The following is a 17,314-nucleotide window of genomic DNA, read 5'->3' as shown; positions in this document are numbered from 1 at the left end:
TTCGGGGTGGGGCCGGGTCAGGAGACGAGGACGCGTACGTCCCAGGGGCCGAGGTCCAGGGCGGCCCCGGCGGGGACGGCGGCGCCGTCCAGCACGTCCGAGAGGTCCACGGGGGCGGGGACCCGCACCGGCTCCCAGCTCCAGTTGTGGACGATGTGCACCCGGCGCCCGTCGGGTGCGGTGCCGGTCGTCGCGGTGACCGGGGCCGGCAGGTCCCCCCAGGCGTGCCGCGCGGCGGGGGCCAGCCACTCCGCCAGCGTCCGGGCGAGGGCGCGCCCGGGCACGGTGCCCACGTAGGTGACCCGGCCCGCGCCGTGCCGGCGGCTGGTGATCGCGGGCCAGCGCCCGAAGTGGGGATGGTCGTAGGTCGCGAGCACCTCGGCGTCGGTGACCGTCAGAGCGTCGGCCCAACGGGTCGCCGCCGCGCCCTCGGGCACGTCGAGCGCACTCCCGGACGCCGACCGCACGGGGACCGGGCCGACGAGGTTGCTGAACTCGTCGTAGCGGACGCCCGCGACGTCGGTCAGACGGCCGGGGGCCGCTTCCTGCCGGGCCCGCGCCTCGTGGTCGGCGTAACCGGTGCGCGGGCCGAGGACGAGGTGGCCGCCGGCCTCGGCGTAGGCCGCGAACCAGTCGAGCGTCGAGTCGGCCACGAGGTACAACGCCGGCGCCACGAGCACGGGATGGCGGCGGACGGCCTCCTGTGGCGTCAGCGGCTCCCTCCCCGGAACCCCCACGCCGCGCGGGTCGTGCAGCCGGCGGGCGTGCACGATGCGCACCTGTCGGCCGGCGTCGAACGCGCCCCGGTAGAAGGGGTCGAAGAAGCGGTGGTAGGCGGCCGGGTCGGGTTCGCCGTCCGGTGTGGCCAGCGGCGGGTACTTCTGCATCAGCCATTTGCTGGGCGTCGAGTACACCATCGTGATGTCCGCGTCCGGCCGCAGACCGGCGACGAGTTCTCCCGCCGTCTCGAACTCCGCGCCCAGTCGCACGAGTTCGGCGTAGGTGCGGCCGGGCCGGCCGGTGTGCGGGAGAACGCCGCCCCAATAGGTCTCCGCACCGAAGTGCAGCGTGTTCCAGTGCCAGTACTCGATCATGCGGGCCCCGCGCGCGACGAGCGCCCAGGCCGCCTGTCGCCACTGGCCGTCGTAGGCGGGCCGGTTGTCCCAGGGGAAGCCGATGGAGCCGGCGTTGGTCTCGGTGACCAGGAACGGCTCCTGACGCGAGGAGAACATCCAGTCGGCGGTCTGGTACAGCGACCACACACCCGTCGTCTGCCACTTCTGCTCATGGCCGTCGGGCGTGGGGTCGGGCAGCAGCAGGCCGTCCTGCATGGCGTAGTACGGGTTGCCGGAGGCGATGTCGAGGCCGTCGGTCAGCTCGTCGTCCTCCACGGCGGGCCGGGTGTAGGAGACGCAGGTGGTGACGAACTGCTCGGGCCGGGCGTACTCGCGGACGATGTCGGCCTGCCAGCCGATGAACTCGGTGACCTGGCGGGCCTGGAACGCCCGCCAGGCGACGTCGTACTGCGGCTGCGCGTTGCCGTCCGGGGTCCACAGGTCGGCCCAGGTCGACAGCCGGTGCGACCAGTACACCAGCCCCCAGGCGCGGTTGAGGTTCTCGACGTCGCCGTAACGCTCGCGCAGATCGTCCACGAAGCGCTGGAAGACGCCGTGATTGTGCAGGAGTTCGTTGCCCGGCTCGTTGTCCACCTGGAAGCCGATCACCGCGGGATGGCCCGCGTAACGGGCGATGACCTTGCGGATGATCCGCTCGGCGTGGAAGCGGAAGGCGGGGTGGGTGAAGTCGGCCTCCTGCCGGGCGCCCCAGCCGATGCGCTCCCCGGTGCGCCGCTCACCCGCGATCTCGGGGTACTGGCGGGCCAGCCACGGCGGGACGGCGTAGGTCGGCGTCCCGAGGACGACGTGGATGCCCCGCTCGTGCGCGCCGTCGAGGACCGGCTGGAGCCAGTCGAGGTCGAAACGCCCGTTCTCCGGCTCCCACGTCGACCACACCGACTCGCCGACCCGGATGACCGTGACGTGCGCGTCGGCCATCAGGTCGAGGTCGGTCTCGAGCCGGTCGTCGGCGCGTTCGGCGCCGTAGGGGGGCCGGTACTCGTGGTAGTACGCGGCGCCGAAGAGGACGCGGGCAGGCAGAGCCGCCATGAGGGAAACCTCCGCAGGAGCAAGGGGGGAAGGGGTCACTGCTTGACGCCACCGGCGGCCAGGCCGCTCTGCCAGTACCGCTGGAGCAGCAGGAACGCCACGACGAGCGGCACGATCGAGATGAGCGAGCCGGTCACCACCAGGGCGAGCATGTCGCTGCTGGAGCCGGCCCCGCCGTTCTGCGCCCGCGCGGCCCAGGAGGACAGACCGACGGTGACGGGGTACAGATCCGGGTCGTTCAGCATGATCAGCGGCAGGAAGTAGTTGTTCCAGGTCGCCACCAGCGTGAACAGCAGGACCGTCACCAGGCCGGGGGCGAGCAGCCGCAGGGCGATCCGGAAGAAGATCCGGGCCTCGCCGGCCCCGTCGATCCGGGCCGCCTCCAGCACACTGTCCGGGACGGCGTCCTGTGCGTAGACGCGCATCAGGTAGAGGCCGAAGGGGTTGACCAGCGAGGGCAGGATGATCGCCCAGGGCGTGTTGACCAGGCCCGCCTCGGCGAAGAGCAGATAGGTCGGGATCGCCAGCGCGGTGGTGGGGACCATGACGGCGCCGAGCACCAGATTGAAGGCGGCCCGGTCGCAGCGGAAACGGAACTTGGCGAAGCCGTACCCGCCCGCCGCCGCGAGCAGCGCGGCCCCGACCGCGCTGACGCCCGCGTACAGCACCGTGTTGAGCAGCCAGTGCGCGAAGACGCCGTCGTCCTGGGTGAAGGTCTCCCGGACGTTCGTCAGCAGCTGCGGGGCGTGCGAGAACCACAGGCCGAAGCTGTCGAACAGGTCCTGGGTGCTCTTGGTCGAGGCGACCAGCAGCCAGAACAGGGGGAGCAGGAAGTACGCCAGGGCGGCCAGCATGGCGATCGTCAGCGGGGTGCTGCGGCGCCGGGAGGCGGATCCGCGCCGCGACGGTGCAGGGGAGCGCGGCTTCGCCGGCGGCTCGGCGATCGTGGTCGTGGGGGTCGTGGTCGTGGGGGTCGTGGTCGTCACGGGGTCCTCCTGCGGTTCGCGGTGAGCAGGACGGCGTAGGAGGCGATCACGATGACGAGGCCGAGGAGGAAGGACACCGTGGCCGCGTAGTTGACCTGCTGTCCGGTGAAGGCGAGCGTGTAGGCGTAGAGGTTGGCGGTGTAGGAACTGCTGATCACGTCCGGGGCGATGGTCGTCAGCAGCTTCGGCTCGTTGAACAGCTGGAAGCTCCCGATCACCGAGAACAGCAGGGTGAGCAGCAGCGCCGGGCGCAGGGCCGGCAGCTTGATCGACCAGGCGGTCCGCCAGGCGCCGGCCCCGTCCACCGCGGCCGCCTCGTACAGCTCCCCGGGGACGGTGCGCAGGGCGGCGTACAGGATGATCATGTTGTAGCCGACGAACTCCCAGGTCACGATGTTCGCCAGGCTGGCGAGCATCCAGCCGTCGCTGAGGAAGTCCGGGACGGGCAGGCTCATTTCCCGGCTGAGCTGGGCGAACGGCCCGAAGTCCGGTCCGTACAGATAGCCCCACATGAGCGCGGCGACCACGCTCGGGACGGCGTACGGGACGAAGACGCCCAGCCGGATGACGCGCGCGAACCGGAGCAGTCCGCTGTCCAGGGCCAGGGCGAACACCAGCGCCAGCACCAGCATCACCGGCACCTGGATCACGAAGAACAGCGCGACGCGGCCGATGCCGTGCAGGAACTGGTCGTCCTTCAGGGCCTGGACGTAGTTGTCGAGTCCGACGAAGGCCGTGCCGCCGATGAGCCGTTCCTGGAACAGGCTGAGATAGGCCGCGTAGCCGAGCGGGGCGAGGAACAGCAGCAGGAACAGCACCATGAACGGCGCGACGAACAGGGGTCCTGCCGTCCGGCGACGGCGTGTGGCGGCCATCTCAGCTTCCCTTGACGGTGAAGCCCTGGCCCTTGGCGTAGGCGGTGAGCCGGGACTGCCAGGCGCCCAGCGCCGTGACCGTGTCGCCCTTGTCGGCCAGGGACTTGCCGACCGTCTCGGTCCAGTCGGTGGCCGCCTGGTCGAGGAACGGAGGCCACTGGAAAGAGGAGTTGACCGTGGAGCTGATGTCGGCGAAGACCTGGTTGACCTTCTGGCCGCCGTAGAACGACGGGGCGTCGGAGACGAACGCGGCGTCCGTGAGCAGGGCCTTGGTCGCAGGGAAGAAGAACTGCTCGGTGGCGAACATCCTCGCGCTCGCCGGGTCGCTGTTGAGGAACTGCGCGAACAGGGCCGCGGCGACGGGATTCTCGGTGCCGCGGAGGACGGCGGTGGTCGAGCCGCCCCAGTTGCCCGAGCGGGGCTTGGCCGCGTCCCACTGCGGCAGCGGGGCGGCGCGCCACTTGCCGGCGGTGGTCTTGGCGGAACCGGAGAGGAAGACCGGGCCCCAGGCCGCGGTGATCCAGGTGGCGTACCTGCCCTTGTCGAGGGCCGCGTACCAGGAGTCGGTGAAGTCGGGCTCCACGCCGATGACCCCCTCCTTCGCGAGCCCGCCCCAGTAGGCGCCGAGCTTCTGGGAGACGGCGTCGTCGACGCTGATGTCGATGTCGCTCCTGCTGGAGCTGGCATACGGCTTCGCGCCCGCCTGCCAGAGCAGACCGTGCCAGGCGGCGACCTGGTTGGCCGCGAGGTTGGTGAGGTAGACGTCCGGGTCGGCCCGGTGCAGTCTGCGCGCCGCCGCGGCGAACTCGTCCCAGGTCCTCGGCACGTCGATGCCGTGCTCGTCGAAGATGTCCTGCCGGTACAGCATGCCCATCGGGCCGGTGTCCTGGGGGATCGCCCACACCTCGCCGTCGCTGCCGCTGACCTGGCCCCAGGTCCAGTCCACGAAGGTGGACCTGAGGGCTGACGCACCGTAAGGGCGCAGGTCCAGCAGGCTGTTGGTGATCGTGAAGGTGGGAATGGCCTGGTACTCGATCTGCACCAGGTCCGGGGCGCCGCTGCCGGCCTTCAGCGCGGTGCGCAGCTTGGTGTACTGGGGGGTGCCCTGGCCCGCGTTGACGACCTTGACCTTGATCGCCGGGTAGCGCTTCTCGAAGAGGGCCACCTCCTTGCCGATGTTCGGCACCCAGGTCCAGAACGTCAGCTCGGTCGGCGTCTTCATCGCCTTGTCGATGTCGGCCCGGCTCACCGGCTCGGCGGACGCCGAGGATCCGCCGCCGGAGTCGCCTCCGCAGGCGGTGAGGGCCGCGCCGAGCGACAGCGCGCCCGTCGTGGTGAGGAACAGGCGCCGGCTCATCGAGGAGCGGCCGGGCAGGGGTGTGAAGGGGTTCTGGGGCATGGTGAGCTCCCGCCGGAGGCGATGGTCACGGCACGCCTGACGACGGCGTGCGCGGGCATGGTGGAGGAAGGCGTGAACGCGAGGACCGGGGCTGCGGGCCCGTGCGGTCGAGGGGGCGAAACGGGTGCGGAGATCGCACACCCACCCGGCTGGGGCACTTCCGCGGTCGGCGGCGGTGCGGGTGTGGGTGCGGCTCCGCCGACGGGGCGGCGGCGAGGGGCGCGGACGGTGCAGCGGCTCGTCTGCGGATCACGCGCGGGGCCGTCAGCGCGGACACGGGTGCGGACAGGAGGGCGGACCTGAGGGTGGGCATACCGGCGGCCGGTGGGCCGGTCGGGCTGGTCAGCGCGGTGTCGAGCGGCCTCCGTTCGCGAGCGGCGGAACGGGGGCGGCGCGCCGGGGCCGCGCGGCGGCGGGCCGGCCGCGATCCGGGGTCGTCCGGTTCGGCGGGGGCGCGGTCGAGGCGCGGACGACGAGGTCGACGGGCGGGTCGCTCGCCGGCAACGGGGTCGCGTCGGGGTTCTCGATGGCGTGCACGAGTCGCTTGAGTCCCTCCTGCGCCACGGCGTCGAACCGTTGCGGCACCGTGGTCAGCGGAGGAGTCACGTAGGCGGCGACCGGGACGTCGTCGAAACCGACGACGCTGACGTCGTGCGGCACCCGGCGTCCGGCCTCGGTCAGCGCGCGGATGAGACCGATCGCCATGTCGTCGTTGGCGGCGAACACGGCGGTGACGTCGCCGTCCGCGGCCAGGGCGCGGCCGGCGGTGTAGCCGGACGCGGCCGACCAGTCGCCCTCCACGACCGGCGGCGCCGGCCTGCCGTGGGCGGCCAGCGTCGTCCGCCAGCCTTCCAGCCGGTCCCGGGCCGCGTACCAGGCCTGCGGACCCGCGAGGTGGTGGACCGTTTCGTGGCCCAGCCCCAACAGGTGTTCCGTGGCTGCCCGGGCCATGAGGTCGGCTCCGTCGCCGGCCGTCAGCACGGTGGGCGCCGCGACGGGCGACGGGGCGCCGAGGACGAGGACGGGGACGTCGACGCGCAGCGCGACGTCGCGGCCGGCCGCCTGCTCGTCGATCGGTTCCGAGACGACGATGCCGTCGACGCCCTGGTCCAGGAGCGAGTCCACGGCGCCCGCGATGCCCGCGGGGTCGCCTTCCACCGTGTTGACGACCCGCAGCGCGTACCCCGTGTCCCGCACGGCCCGTTCGATGCCCATGAGCAGGGAGGCGGGGCCGTACAGGGCGGTGCCCAGCGTGACCACGCCGATGGAGCGGGTGCGTCCGGAGGCGAGGGCCCGGGCGGCGTTGTTGCGCCGGTAGCCGAGTTCCTCCGCGGCTTCGAGGACCCGTCGGCGCACCTCGGCGGAGACGTACTGCTCGTCGTTGAAGACCCGCGAGACCGTCTTCTGCGAGACGCCGGCCAGCCGGGCCACGTCCACGCTGCGCGGCGCGGCGGAGTTCCCGCTGCGTCCTGTTCCTCGCGTCATGGTGTCTCCCGGTGGCCGTGCGTCCGAACGATGGTGCCAGACGTCCTCCGCATGACTGCGCAGTCATGTCTGCGCAGTCATGTTCGCGGTGACATGTCTACGCAGTCATAAGACGGCCGTCAAGAGGTGGGACCGCATCTGGGCCGCGGCGTGGCGCGCGGGGGCCTGGCCGCCAGGGCGCGGGGTCACTTCCCGGGCAGCAGCTTCTCCAGGGCGTCGATGAGACGGTCCAGCGCCGGCTCGTGCGCGGAGCGGTCCGTCGTGACGGTGCGGCCGTCGAACTGGAGCGTGTACCGGAACGTGTCGGCGGCCCCACCGTCGAGCGAGAACGCAGGGACGTCGGCGAGCGCCGGATCCGCGAGCAGCGTGCGCAGCCTCGTGAGCTGGCCCGCGCTCGTGCGGCGCGTCCCGGACGCCCCCCGGTCGATGGTGCGGACCGTGCCGTCGCCGCGCACGATCACCTCGCGGTTCACGCCGGCGAAGCCCCCGGTGACCGTCATCGCCACCAGGTTGCCGTCGTGCCCGGTGGCAGGCGCCGAGGGGCTCGCCCCCGTCGCCGGAACGGAGGCGGTGGGGGAGGCGGAGGGCGAGGAAGGGGCGGGCGAGGAAGGGGCGGGCGAGGCGGACGGCGGGGCGTCCGAGACCGTCACCGCGGCGGTGGCCCCGTCCGTCGGCTCCGCCGCCTTTCCGTCGTCCTCCACGGCACAGCCGGCCAGGGCCAGCACGCCCACGGCCGCGCACACGATCGCCGAGCTCCGAGTGGGCACCTCGTCCTCCCCTGCGTGTCGTGTGCCTCTGAGTGTCGTGTGCCTCTGAGTACCCGTCATGTCCCTGTGCCATGCCCCCTGTTCGCGGTCCGGAGGTCCTCGCCCCTGTCGCACCGCCGGATCGGCCACGCCGTCCCCGGCCCCGGGCGCGGTGGCGTCGCTTGCGGCCGGCCCCCGGAAGCGGGCAGGGTTTCGTGCCGTGGCCACCCTGCTGATCGTTCATCACACGCCCTCGCCTCATTGCCAGGCCCTGCTCGAAGCGGTCCTCTCGGGCGCGACGGCGCCGGAGATCGAGGGGGTGCGCGTCGAGCGGCGCGCGGCCCTCGCCGCGACCGCCTCCGACGTCCTGGCCGCCGACGCCTGTCTGCTGGGCACGCCGGCCAACCTCGGCTACATGTCCGGCGCGCTCAAGCACTTCTTCGACCAGATCTACTACCCGTGCCTCGACGCCACCCGCGGCCGGCCCTTCGGCTACTACGTGCACGGCGGCAACGACGTCACGGGGGCGGTGCGCTCCATCGAGACCGTCACCACGGGCCTGGGCTGGCGGCGCGCGGCCGATGCGGTCACCGTGACCGGGGAGCCGGCCCGAGGCGACGTGGAGGCCTGCTGGGAGCTGGGGGCGACCCTGGCGGCCGGTCTCATGGACTGAGCCCGTCCCATGGGCTGACCCGTCCCGGCCGGGCGTCGGCCCTCACCCCGCCCGGGCGGCCGGGCGTCGGCCCTCACCCCGCCCGGGCGGCCGGGCGTCGGCCCTCACCCGCCCGGGCGGCCGGGCTCAGTTCCCCAACGGGTACGTCACGACCCGCCCGAAGTGCGCCGGCCTGTCCTTCGGGTAGAAGAGCGTGATCCTGGTGTAGTGCTGCACATGGGGGCGCTTCTTCCACTGCTGCGGCCGGTCCAGTTTGACCACGACGGGGTAGCGGTGGAAGCGGCCGGCCGCACAGTAGGGCACGCAGTCGTTGACCACGTTGACCCCCGTGGCCCGCGCCGAGCGGGCGCCCCAGCTGTACCAGTGCAGGGACACGAGACGGCTGTTGCCGTCGCCGCAGGCCAGGATGAAGCGCCCGGGGCGCACCTGAGCGTGTCCGAAGCAGTCGACCAGCACCGGTGGCGCGGGCTGGCGCACCGCGGCGGGACGCGCCGCGGGGGGCGCCGCGGCCGGCGCGGCCGCGGCCGAGCCGACCGTCGCCGTGAGGCCCAGCGCCGCACAGATCGTGACCACTGTTCGCGTCTTGTGTCGCATGTCGGCTCCCGCCCGTCCGGACCGTCGCGCGTCGTTGTGCCGCGCGCCCGCCGGGGTTCTCTCCCGACGCTACGACCAGGCGCGGGCGCGGACCACTCGAACGGCCCAGGGCCGCGATCTGCGGTCCCGGCCGTGACCTGCCGTGACACGAGCGCTACGGGACGTCCACCCGCTCGCCGTGGCACGTCGGCGGCCCTCCGCCTTCGGCGGCGCCTGCGGTCGGGCCGTCCGTCACGATCACGACGATGCCGTCCGCGTCGCTCCAGACCCGTGCGTCGGTCTTGGCGGGGTTGAGCCTGACCCGGTGGGCGGCGGGCGCGGTGGGGTCGCGACAGCGATAGCCGATCGCGCACTCCCCGCGCTCGCGCGCGGCCGCCACGACGGTGGCGAAGGACGCGGGCCGCTCCGCCGCCACATAGCGACGCGCCGGACGCAGCCGCAGCGCGCTGCCCCCGGCGGCGAACAGCTCCTCGAACACCGCGGCGAGGTGGCCGTTCTGCGCGACCTGCGCCATGAGCAGTCCCGTCAGCCGGCCGCCGACGACCGCTTCGGAGTCCGGTCCGAGCGGGGCCAGGGCCCGGTTGCGCTCGTCGGCGAGTTCCGCGACCACCGGCACCTCCCTTCCGGCCTCCTGGGCCAGCGACCTCAGGAGCAGCAGGACGACCAGCGTGTGGTCGTCCGGCCGGTCGGCGTGCTCCCCGTGGGCCGGCCCGAGCACGATGACGCGGTCGTAGGACGCCGGGTCGAGCGCGCGCAGCGACGCGGGGTCGGTCGGGTCGGCGGCGCCGAAGGTCACGACGAGGCCGTCGGCGTGTTCCGGGGGCCGGCGCGGCTCCGGCAGCGTCAGGGGCGGCGCCTGCTCGCACGGGTCGGTGACGACGTGGAGCACCGATCCCGGCCGTCCGGCGCGGCGCAACTGGTCCACGAGGTGTGGCGCCCGGCGGTTCCAGCCCAGCAGCAGAAGACGCGACGGCTCGTCGGCGAAGCCGCCGCCGGAGATCGCCGACGGGTCCACGTGCCGTCCGCCGTCGTCCCACCGCACGGCGGCGTCGTCCGGCGCGACGACGACCAGACGGTCCCCCGCGGCGAGCACGGTGTGCGGCGGCGGGTTGAGCACGGGCGTGCCGTCGGCTCGTACCACCCCCGCCACGGCGGCCGTCGCGCAGTCGAGGAGGACGTCGCCGAAACGACGCCCCGCCGGCTCGGGCGCGGCGACGAGGTGGAACTCGTCGCCGTCGAAGTCGAGGAGTTCGCGCAGCGCCGGTGTGAGTCCGGGGTGGAGCGCCGAGTGCGCGATGAGCCCCGCCGCCGTCCGGTCGGACTCCAGCACGACGCCCCGCGGGCCCGCGGCCAGCCGGGCCGCGGTGCGGTGGCGCTCGTCGCGGACACAGGCGACCACGGGCGGGCCCGGGTGCGTGCCGAGGACCGCGCGCAGGGCCAGCAGGGTCCGCACCGTCTCGGCGTCCCGCGCGGCCGGCAGGACGAGCACCGAGTGCGCCGATCCGGGACTGACCAGCCGCAGGGCGTCGGGGTCGGCCGTGGACCCGCTGCGGCAGATCAGCCGCGTGGTCCCGGCGGGCCCGAGAACGGCGGCGAGCGCCTCCTCCATCTCCGTCCTGTCCCGGTCGGCCAGCACGACCACCGCGCCCCAGCGCTGGTCGGCGCGCGCCGTGACCAGTTCGCCGACCACCGTGAAGATCTGCTCCGACCAGCCGAGCACCACCGAATGGTCCGTCTCCACCACCGTGGAGCGCCCCCGGCGCAGTTCGGTGAGCCGGTCGGTGAGCGCGGTGGTGATCAGCCCGATGAGGGTCGACACGTACAGCAGCGCCACCAGACCCAGCAGCACGGACAGCAGCATCCTCAGCGGGGCGCCGCTCACCGCGCCCAGCCGCAGGGTCTCCGCGCTGATCCGCCAGACCGCGGTCAGCCGGCCCGCCAGCGAACGGGGCGAGGAAGGGTCCGTCCACACCATCGCCGCGCTCGCCGGGACGACGATGCCCAGACACGTCACGGCGAGCCATGCGACCAGCCTGCCGGTGCTGCGGGCCAGCGTGCTGTCGAAGCGGTAACGCAACCGGTCGCGCAGCGAAACCGGCCCCCGCCGCTGTCCTTCCACTACGCCCCCCGCACTTCCGCCGCCGATGATTTCCCGTCGACGTCCGAACTCGCAGGGTGCTGTCCGACGTGCCGCGACACGCCGTGCGGGCACCGGCATTCACCCTTTCGGGGCGACGGGGCCGGGCCTCGCGGCTGAAAATGTGCGCCGAGCAGGCCGAATGCGCAGACCGCCATGGTCATTTCCGGCCGATGTCTTGGCATTCCCATGACAAAACTGTGCACTGAGTGCCACTCTGCTGCCGAAGTTCACCATTCCTTCACGCCCGCATCATGCGGCGCTCCGTTCACCCACCCCCCACCTCCTTCCACCCGCCTGTCGTGCAGCGCTCCGGACCGGCCCCATCCCGCCGGTCCGCCCCACCTCGGTCCCCATCACGGGCCGACCGTCGCACAGAAGGAGAACCCGTTGCCCCGGCGACACAGCCCCACTCTCCCGCGCAGACGCGCCACCGCCCTCGCGTTGACGGCCATCGGCACCCTGCTGGCCCTGGGCGCCCCCTCGGCCCCCGCCGGCGCGGCCCCCGCCGATCCCGGCACCTCCCGGATCACCGCCACGCCGCGGGCCGGCGCCGCCGCGACGCCCTTGTCGCCCGCCCGCCGGGCCTCACTCGTCAAGGCGGCGCAGACCGCCGCCGGCGCCACAGCCCAGCGGCTCGCCCTCGGCGCGCAGGAGAAGCTCCTCGTCAAGGACGTCCTCCGGGACGCCGACGGCGCCACCCACACCCGCTACGAGCGCACCTACGCCGGACTTCCGGTGCTCGGCGGCGACCTGGTCGTCCACTCCGCCGGCGGCCGGACCACCGTGTCCCGGGCGACCGAGGCCACCGTCAAGGTCGCCTCCCTCGCTCCGAAGCTCTCGGCGTCGAACGCGGCCGGCCAGGCGCTCGCCGCCGCGAAGGGCGCCGACGTCACCGGCGCCTCGGCCGGACGCGCGCCCCGCCTCGTCGTCTGGGCCGCAGCGGGCAACCCCGTGCTGGCCTGGGAGACCGTCGTCACCGGCGTCCAGGACGACGGCACGCCCAGCGAGCTCCAGGTGGTCACCGACGCGACGACGGGCAAGCGGATCCTGGCCGCCGAGAAGGTCCACACCGGGACCGGCACCGGCCAGTACGCCGGCGAGGTCCCCGTCGGCAGCACCCCGGCGGGATCGACGTACCAGCTCACCGACCCGGACCGCGCCGGGCACAGGACCTACGACCTGAACCAGGGCACCTCGGGCACCGGAACCCTCTTCACGGACGACAACGATGTCTGGGGCACCGGTCTGCCCGCCGACCGTCAGACCGCCGGCGTCGACGTGGCGTTCGGCGCCGCGGCCACCTGGGATTACTACAAGGACGAGTTCGGCCGCAACGGCATCCGCAACGACGGCGTCGCCGCCTACAGCCGCGCCCACTACGGCAACAACTACGTCAACGCCTTCTGGCAGGACAGCTGCTTCTGCATGACCTACGGCGACGGCGCGGGCAACACCCATCCGCTGACCGCCCTGGACGTGGCCGCCCACGAGATGAGCCACGGCGTCACCGCGGCCACCGCCGGCCTCACCTACTCCGGCGAGTCCGGCGGCCTCAACGAGGCGACCTCCGACATCTTCGCCGCCGCCGTCGAGTTCCACTCCCACCTCGCCGCCGACCCCGGCGACTACCTCGTCGGCGAGAAGATCGACATCAACGGCGACGGCACGCCGCTGCGGTACATGGACAAGCCCTCCCGGGACGGCTCCTCGCGCGACAGCTGGAGTCCCTCCCTCGGCGGCCTCGACGTCCACTACTCCTCGGGCCCCGCGAACCACTTCTTCTACCTGCTCTCCGAGGGCAGCGGCGCCAAGACGGTCAACGGCGTCGCCTACGACAGCCCCACCTCCGACGGGCGGCCCGTCACCGGCATCGGCGTCGAGAACGCCGCCGCCGTCTGGTACCGGGCCCTGACGACGTACATGACCTCGTCGACCGACTACGCCGGCGCGCGCACCGCCACCCTCCAGGCGGCCGGCGACCTGTTCGGCGCGTACAGCCCCACCTACCTCGCCGTCGCGGACGCGTGGGCCGCCATCGACGTCGGCGACCGCATAGCCCTCGGCGTCAACGTCGCCCCGATCGCCGACCAGACCAGCGGCGTCGGCCAGGCGGTCAGCCTGCAGGTGAACGCCTACACCACCAACTCCGGCGCCGGCCTGACCTACGAGGCGACCGGACTGCCCGACGGACTGAGCATCAGCGCGAGCGGACTGATCTCCGGCACGCCGACCACCGTCGGCAGCAGCGACGTCTCCCTCACGGTGACCGACAGCACCGGCGCGTCCGTCACGGACGCCTTCGCCTGGCGGATCGCCCACATCTACGCCAACGGGGCCCGCGTCGACATCCCGGACAACGGCGCCGCCGTGGAGTCCCCGGTCACCATCACGGGCCGCGACGGCAACGCCTCGGCCACCACCTCCGTCCACGTCGACATCGTCCACACCTACCGCGGCGACCTGACCGTCGACCTCGTCGGCCCCGACGGCGCCGTCTACTCCCTGCTCAACCGCACAGGCGGCTCCGCCGACAACGTCGACCAGACCTTCACCGTCGACGCCTCCGCGCAGCCCGTCAACGGCACCTGGAAACTGCGCGTCCAGGACCGCGCGTCGATCGACGTCGGCTACATCCAGGGCTGGCAGCTCACCCCCTGACCGACGGCGGACCATGCCGCCGCCCGGGGCCCCGCGAGGCCCGGGCGGCGGTGCGCGCGGCCGCGCGCACCGCGTCGCCTCGCCCGAGGCGCCGGCCCGACTCGCCGCTGTGCCGCGTCTGTCAGGCTCCCAGGGCCTGCCGCGGGGGAAGTCCGGTGAGAGTCCGGCGCCGACCCGCAACGGTGTGCGCGACGCCCTGACGGTCCGTCGCGTGAGCCCGATCGCCCGTGGTGGGCACGCGACCCGTTCGACTGCTCGCCGCGGACCGCGGGCCTGTGGGCGCTGTCGGTGTCGGCGTTCGGATCGGCGCTCGCGGCGATGGCGCTGGTGTACGCGGTGGCCCGTTCCCCGCGCGGACCGACCCCCCTGCGGCTCGTGGGCGCCGCGTCGGCGTACGGCTTCGAGGCCGTGACCACCGTGATGGTGCTCGGCGCGGCACGCGGCGAGGCGGCGCGCTCGGCGGTGAGGTGGCTGCTCGGCAGCCTGGGCGGGGCCACCCGGGCGCAGGTGCGCAGGTGCCCATCGCCGCCGTCACGGTCGTCGCCGGTCGGCCCGGCGGTGCTCAAGGCGCTTGCCGGTGAGGGCCTTCTTCGGGGAGGCGATGCGACGGATGACGGAGACGGACACGGAGAACCTTTTCTTCGGGGACTCACGGGCGGGGTCGGCCCGTGGATGCCGTTCCAGATGCTGGCGATGGGCTATGGGCGTGGCTGCGGCGGCGCGCGGAGGCGCTCAACGCGCTCGCCCTGGGCGACGAGACGTCCGCCGCGCTCGGCGTCCGGTCGAGCCCCCGCAACCCGTCGGCCGTCGCCCGCCTCGGCGCGTACCTGCGCACGGTCGGGCGGTAGGCAGGCCCGGACGGGTCTCACGTCCGCCGGGGCGCGGGGGCGGCGACGGCCGTGAGCTGGGCCAGGGGCGTGCCGCGCGCCCACAGGCGCAGCCGGGCGCCGTCGATCAGATACGTGTGACCGTCCCTCGCCGCCCACACCTCGTCCCGGTGCGTGAACGTTCCCCGGTGCACGACGAGTCGCAGCGGGGGACCGGTCCGGCCCGTCGACCGCGGCCGTGCCCGGCAGGAGCAGGCCGCCTCCTCGTCGGGCAGCGGTTCGGCCACGGGACGGAACGCCACGTCGAGCCGCCGTCCCCGGTGGTCGCGGGCGGCGAGGTGGAGGGCGTCGTGCCGAGCGGGCGACGACACCCGCCAGCCGTCCCGCCGGAGCATCCGCGCCACGGCGAGCACCAGCGCGGGCATGTCCAGCTCCGCCAACTCCTGGGCCGTGTAGTACCCGCCCCGCAGCCGGGCCGGCCGACGCGAGCGACGGCGTACGACGGCGCCCACGACGGCGAGCGGCGCCAGGGCCGGCGCACCGGCCGGCCAGCCGGCGGCACGGAAGAGCAGCGCCAGTCCCGCGAGCCCCGCGCCGGTGACGGCGAGCAGGAGGACCAAGGCGGGCAACACCTCACGCAGCCGTGGCCCGTAGCGGCCGGACGCACGCAGCTCCCGCACGGTCCGACGGCGGCGCGCACACGCCGACTCGCCGGCCCGCGCCCGGGCCCGCTCCGGCTTCCGTGCCCGTGCCCGCGCCCGCTCCCGCTCCCGCTTCCGTGCCCGTGTCCGTGTCCGTGCCATCAGGGTCGGCCCCCACCCCACGCACCACGATGTGTAAGGGGTCGATACCCGGCTCGTCGGCGGATTGTGCCCGAAAGCCGCTTTTCCGCCACACCTTGGCCGGAGAGCGCCCAGTCGTCCGGCCCCGAAGCCCCCCGGTCGGGCCGACCGTTGTCAGTGGCGGGTGGCAAGCTGCCGGTCATGGACGAGGTTGAGTTCTTGCGGGGCCGGGTCTACGGAGCCGACCACGAGGACGCGGGCCCCCGCTCGGACCGCGCGTACGCCCAGCTGGTGGGCGGCCCGCTGGACGGGCTGCTGCTGGACGTCACGGACCGCACGGAGCAGGAGCTGCGCGAGGTGGCGCTCACCACGGAGATAGGCCGCTACGGGCCGGGCGGCCGCGCCCTGTACGCGCGTCGCGAGAGCGACGGCGGCCGCCTCGACTGGCGGGGCGACGCCCCGGGCGTTCCCTGACACGAGCGCCCCCGTCGGAGCGTCCGGTCGGCGGAACGATGGCTTCCATCGCGTGCGGGTGATCAAATGTGCGAATGTCGACAGGATCCACCTCCGCCCCACGCACGACCGCCGCGCCGACGGCCCGTCACGGCTGGCACAAGCTCCTCATCGGACTCATCGTGCTGGGGCGCGTGACTCGCGTCCCGGCCGCGGTCGACGCCCCCACAGGGTCGACGCCCTCCAGCTGGTGGCTCGTGGTGTGGGAGGTGCTCGCCCTGGTGCTGGCCGCCTTCGCCGTGAGCGAGTGGGAGATCCTCGCGGCCTCGTCCTGGCGCATGTCGGTGTCGCAGTGGATCTGGCTGGTCCTCTTCCACGTCGGTCTGACCGGGTTCCTGGTCTCCGTGCTGCTCCAGCTTCTCTAGCCGCTCCCGGCCGCTGCCGCCCGCCGGTCGGGCGGCAGCGGTGCGTGAATCATTTGTTCGATCGTACGAACATGGCTTCGGCAGGGTTACTTCCGCGCCCCGCACTTGATAGGAAACTTTCCTGTCAGTCGCAACGCAGGAACACCCCACCCCCCACTCCTCACCTGGAGCCACTGTGGTGCACACATCCCGGCCGGGCGACGGCCCCGCCCCCGCCTCCCGCCGCCTCTTCCTCGCCCTCGCGGGCGTCGCGGCGGCCGCCCCGCTCCTCGGCGCCCCGCAGGCGACGGCGGCCCCCGCCGCGAAGGGACTCGACGACCCGGCGACGAAGGAGATCGCCATGAAGCTGGTGTCGAGCGCGGAGAACTCCTCGCTCGACTGGAAGGCCCAGTACAAGTACATCGAGGACATCGGCGACGGACGCGGCTACACGGCCGGCATCATCGGCTTCTGCTCGGGCACCCACGACATGCTCGACCTCGTGGAGCTCTACACCGCCCGCAAGCCCGGCAACGTCCTCGCGAAGTACCTGCCCGCGCTGCGGGCGGTCGACGGCACCGACTTGCACGCGGGCCTCGACCCGAACTACCCGAAGGACTGGCGCAAGGCCGCCCAGGACAGCGCGTTCCAGCAGGCCCAGAACGACGAACGCGACCGGGTCTACTTCGACCCGGCGGTCCGCCAGGGCAAGACCGACGGCCTGCGCGCCCTCGGGCAGTTCGCCTACTACGACGCCATCGTCATGCACGGCGACGGCAGCGACCCCACCAGCTTCCGCAACATCCGCAAGCGTGCGCTCGCCAAGGCGAAGCCGCCGGCCCAGGGCGGGGACGAGTCGGCGTACATGAACGCCTTCCTCGACGCCCGGGTCTGGGCCATGAAACAGGAGGAGGCGCACAGCGACACCAGCCGCGTCGACACCGCCCAGCGCGTCTTCCTGCGCAAGGGCAACTTCGACCTGGAACCGCCGCTGGACTGGAAGGTGTACGGGGACAGCTACCACCTCGGCTGACACGGGCTCGGCTGACACGGGCCGGTCGCAGCCGTCTCGTGCCCTGGTCCGGCCGTCGCCCCGTCCGAGCCGCGCGCCCGTCGCCCGGCCGGAC

General features: G+C 73.4%; 14 protein-coding genes, 1 pseudogene and 1 riboswitch. Of the genes and pseudogenes, 6 read left to right on the top strand and 9 right to left on the bottom strand.

Annotated features, from left to right (window positions below; all coding sequences use genetic code 11):
• Positions 1 to 17: 17 nt before the first annotated feature.
• From ACFVYK_RS25860 to ACFVYK_RS25835, 6 genes are all read right to left on the bottom strand, one after another.
• Positions 18 to 2,165 (bottom strand): beta-galactosidase, encoded by a 2,148-nt coding sequence (locus ACFVYK_RS25860; RefSeq protein ID WP_389778114.1) that lies wholly within the window; start codon positions 2,163 to 2,165, stop codon positions 18 to 20.
• 35 nt (positions 2,166 to 2,200) lie between these two features.
• Complete coding sequence (locus tag ACFVYK_RS25855; RefSeq protein ID WP_389778113.1) at positions 2,201 to 3,151, bottom strand: carbohydrate ABC transporter permease; 951 nt, start codon at positions 3,149 to 3,151, stop codon at positions 2,201 to 2,203.
• A complete protein-coding gene (locus ACFVYK_RS25850) occupies positions 3,148 to 4,026 on the bottom strand; it encodes a carbohydrate ABC transporter permease (RefSeq protein WP_389778111.1) in 879 nt (292 codons plus the stop codon). Before ACFVYK_RS25850 ends, ACFVYK_RS25855 begins: the two co-directional genes overlap by 4 nt.
• A 1-nt stretch (position 4,027) precedes the next feature.
• Positions 4,028 to 5,425, bottom strand: a complete 1,398-nt coding sequence (locus ACFVYK_RS25845; RefSeq protein ID WP_389778110.1) for an ABC transporter substrate-binding protein — start codon at positions 5,423 to 5,425, stop codon at positions 4,028 to 4,030.
• Positions 5,426 to 5,767: 342 nt separating this feature from the next.
• Entirely contained in the window at positions 5,768 to 6,910 is a 1,143-nt protein-coding gene (locus tag ACFVYK_RS25840) for a LacI family DNA-binding transcriptional regulator (protein ID WP_389778108.1), read from the bottom strand.
• Positions 6,911 to 7,095: 185 nt separating this feature from the next.
• Positions 7,096 to 7,677, bottom strand: a complete 582-nt coding sequence (locus ACFVYK_RS25835; protein WP_389778106.1) for a hypothetical protein — start codon at positions 7,675 to 7,677, stop codon at positions 7,096 to 7,098.
• A 199-nt stretch (positions 7,678 to 7,876) separates the two neighbouring features.
• Here ACFVYK_RS25835 and ACFVYK_RS25830 point away from each other — a divergent pair, with 199 nt between their 5' ends.
• Positions 7,877 to 8,329 (top strand): flavodoxin family protein, encoded by a 453-nt coding sequence (locus ACFVYK_RS25830; protein ID WP_389778105.1) that lies wholly within the window; start codon positions 7,877 to 7,879, stop codon positions 8,327 to 8,329.
• A 126-nt stretch (positions 8,330 to 8,455) separates the two neighbouring features.
• On the opposite strand, the gene ACFVYK_RS25825 is transcribed toward ACFVYK_RS25830, so the two are convergent.
• Both ACFVYK_RS25825 and ACFVYK_RS25820 read right to left on the bottom strand, forming a co-directional pair.
• On the bottom strand, positions 8,456 to 8,923 hold the full coding sequence (locus ACFVYK_RS25825; protein ID WP_389778103.1) for a hypothetical protein: 468 nt from the start codon (positions 8,921 to 8,923) through the stop codon (positions 8,456 to 8,458).
• 154 nt (positions 8,924 to 9,077) lie between these two features.
• Positions 9,078 to 11,042 carry an NAD-binding lipoprotein gene (locus ACFVYK_RS25820; RefSeq protein ID WP_389778101.1) on the bottom strand — a complete coding sequence of 655 codons (1,965 nt, stop codon included), beginning with the start codon at positions 11,040 to 11,042 and terminating at the stop codon, positions 9,078 to 9,080.
• A 408-nt stretch (positions 11,043 to 11,450) separates the two neighbouring features.
• Between ACFVYK_RS25820 and ACFVYK_RS25815 the strand changes: the two genes are divergently transcribed.
• Positions 11,451 to 13,721 (top strand): M4 family metallopeptidase, encoded by a 2,271-nt coding sequence (locus ACFVYK_RS25815; protein WP_389778100.1) that lies wholly within the window; start codon positions 11,451 to 11,453, stop codon positions 13,719 to 13,721.
• 144 nt (positions 13,722 to 13,865) lie between these two features.
• Positions 13,866 to 13,948: riboswitch (cobalamin riboswitch) on the top strand.
• Between the two features lie 43 nt (positions 13,949 to 13,991).
• A pseudogene (locus ACFVYK_RS25810) lies at positions 13,992 to 14,503 on the top strand (iron chelate uptake ABC transporter family permease subunit); the annotation flags it as partial.
• 83 nt (positions 14,504 to 14,586) lie between these two features.
• Here the strand turns inward: ACFVYK_RS25810 and ACFVYK_RS25805 are convergent.
• Positions 14,587 to 15,228 (bottom strand): hypothetical protein, encoded by a 642-nt coding sequence (locus tag ACFVYK_RS25805; RefSeq protein ID WP_389778098.1) that lies wholly within the window; start codon positions 15,226 to 15,228, stop codon positions 14,587 to 14,589.
• Positions 15,229 to 15,531: 303 nt separating this feature from the next.
• On the opposite strand from ACFVYK_RS25805, the gene ACFVYK_RS25800 reads away from it, so the two are divergent.
• The 3 genes from ACFVYK_RS25800 (at position 15,532) to ACFVYK_RS25790 (ending at position 17,220) form a co-directional block, all read left to right on the top strand.
• Positions 15,532 to 15,804 (top strand): hypothetical protein, encoded by a 273-nt coding sequence (locus ACFVYK_RS25800; RefSeq protein WP_389778096.1) that lies wholly within the window; start codon positions 15,532 to 15,534, stop codon positions 15,802 to 15,804.
• Between the two features lie 74 nt (positions 15,805 to 15,878).
• Entirely contained in the window at positions 15,879 to 16,208 is a 330-nt protein-coding gene (locus tag ACFVYK_RS25795) for a hypothetical protein (RefSeq protein ID WP_389778094.1), read from the top strand.
• 175 nt (positions 16,209 to 16,383) lie between these two features.
• Entirely contained in the window at positions 16,384 to 17,220 is an 837-nt protein-coding gene (locus ACFVYK_RS25790; RefSeq protein ID WP_389778092.1) for a chitosanase, read from the top strand.
• Positions 17,221 to 17,314: the final 94 nt, after the last annotated feature.

The organism is Streptomyces sp. NPDC058291, assembly GCF_042880855.1.
In the GTDB taxonomy this organism is placed as follows: domain Bacteria; phylum Actinomycetota; class Actinomycetes; order Streptomycetales; family Streptomycetaceae; genus Streptomyces.
Note: the sequence above shows the minus strand (reverse complement) of the source record. Positions and strands in the feature narration are given on the sequence as shown.

What these genes read in the sequence shown, in the direction of transcription:
- ACFVYK_RS25860 (WP_389778114.1), bottom strand. Translation starts at nt 2,165, where the DNA reads ATGGCGGCTCTGCCTGCCCGCGTCCTCTTCGGCGCCGCGTACTACCAC.
- ACFVYK_RS25850 (WP_389778111.1), bottom strand. Translation starts at nt 4,026, where the DNA reads ATGGCCGCCACACGCCGTCGCCGGACGGCAGGACCCCTGTTCGTCGCG.
- ACFVYK_RS25845 (WP_389778110.1), bottom strand. Translation starts at nt 5,425, where the DNA reads ATGCCCCAGAACCCCTTCACACCCCTGCCCGGCCGCTCCTCGATGAGC.
- ACFVYK_RS25840 (WP_389778108.1), bottom strand. Translation starts at nt 6,910, where the DNA reads ATGACGCGAGGAACAGGACGCAGCGGGAACTCCGCCGCGCCGCGCAGC.
- ACFVYK_RS25825 (WP_389778103.1), bottom strand. Translation starts at nt 8,923, where the DNA reads ATGCGACACAAGACGCGAACAGTGGTCACGATCTGTGCGGCGCTGGGC.
- ACFVYK_RS25800 (WP_389778096.1), top strand. Translation starts at nt 15,532, where the DNA reads ATGGACGAGGTTGAGTTCTTGCGGGGCCGGGTCTACGGAGCCGACCAC.
- ACFVYK_RS25795 (WP_389778094.1), top strand. Translation starts at nt 15,879, where the DNA reads ATGTCGACAGGATCCACCTCCGCCCCACGCACGACCGCCGCGCCGACG.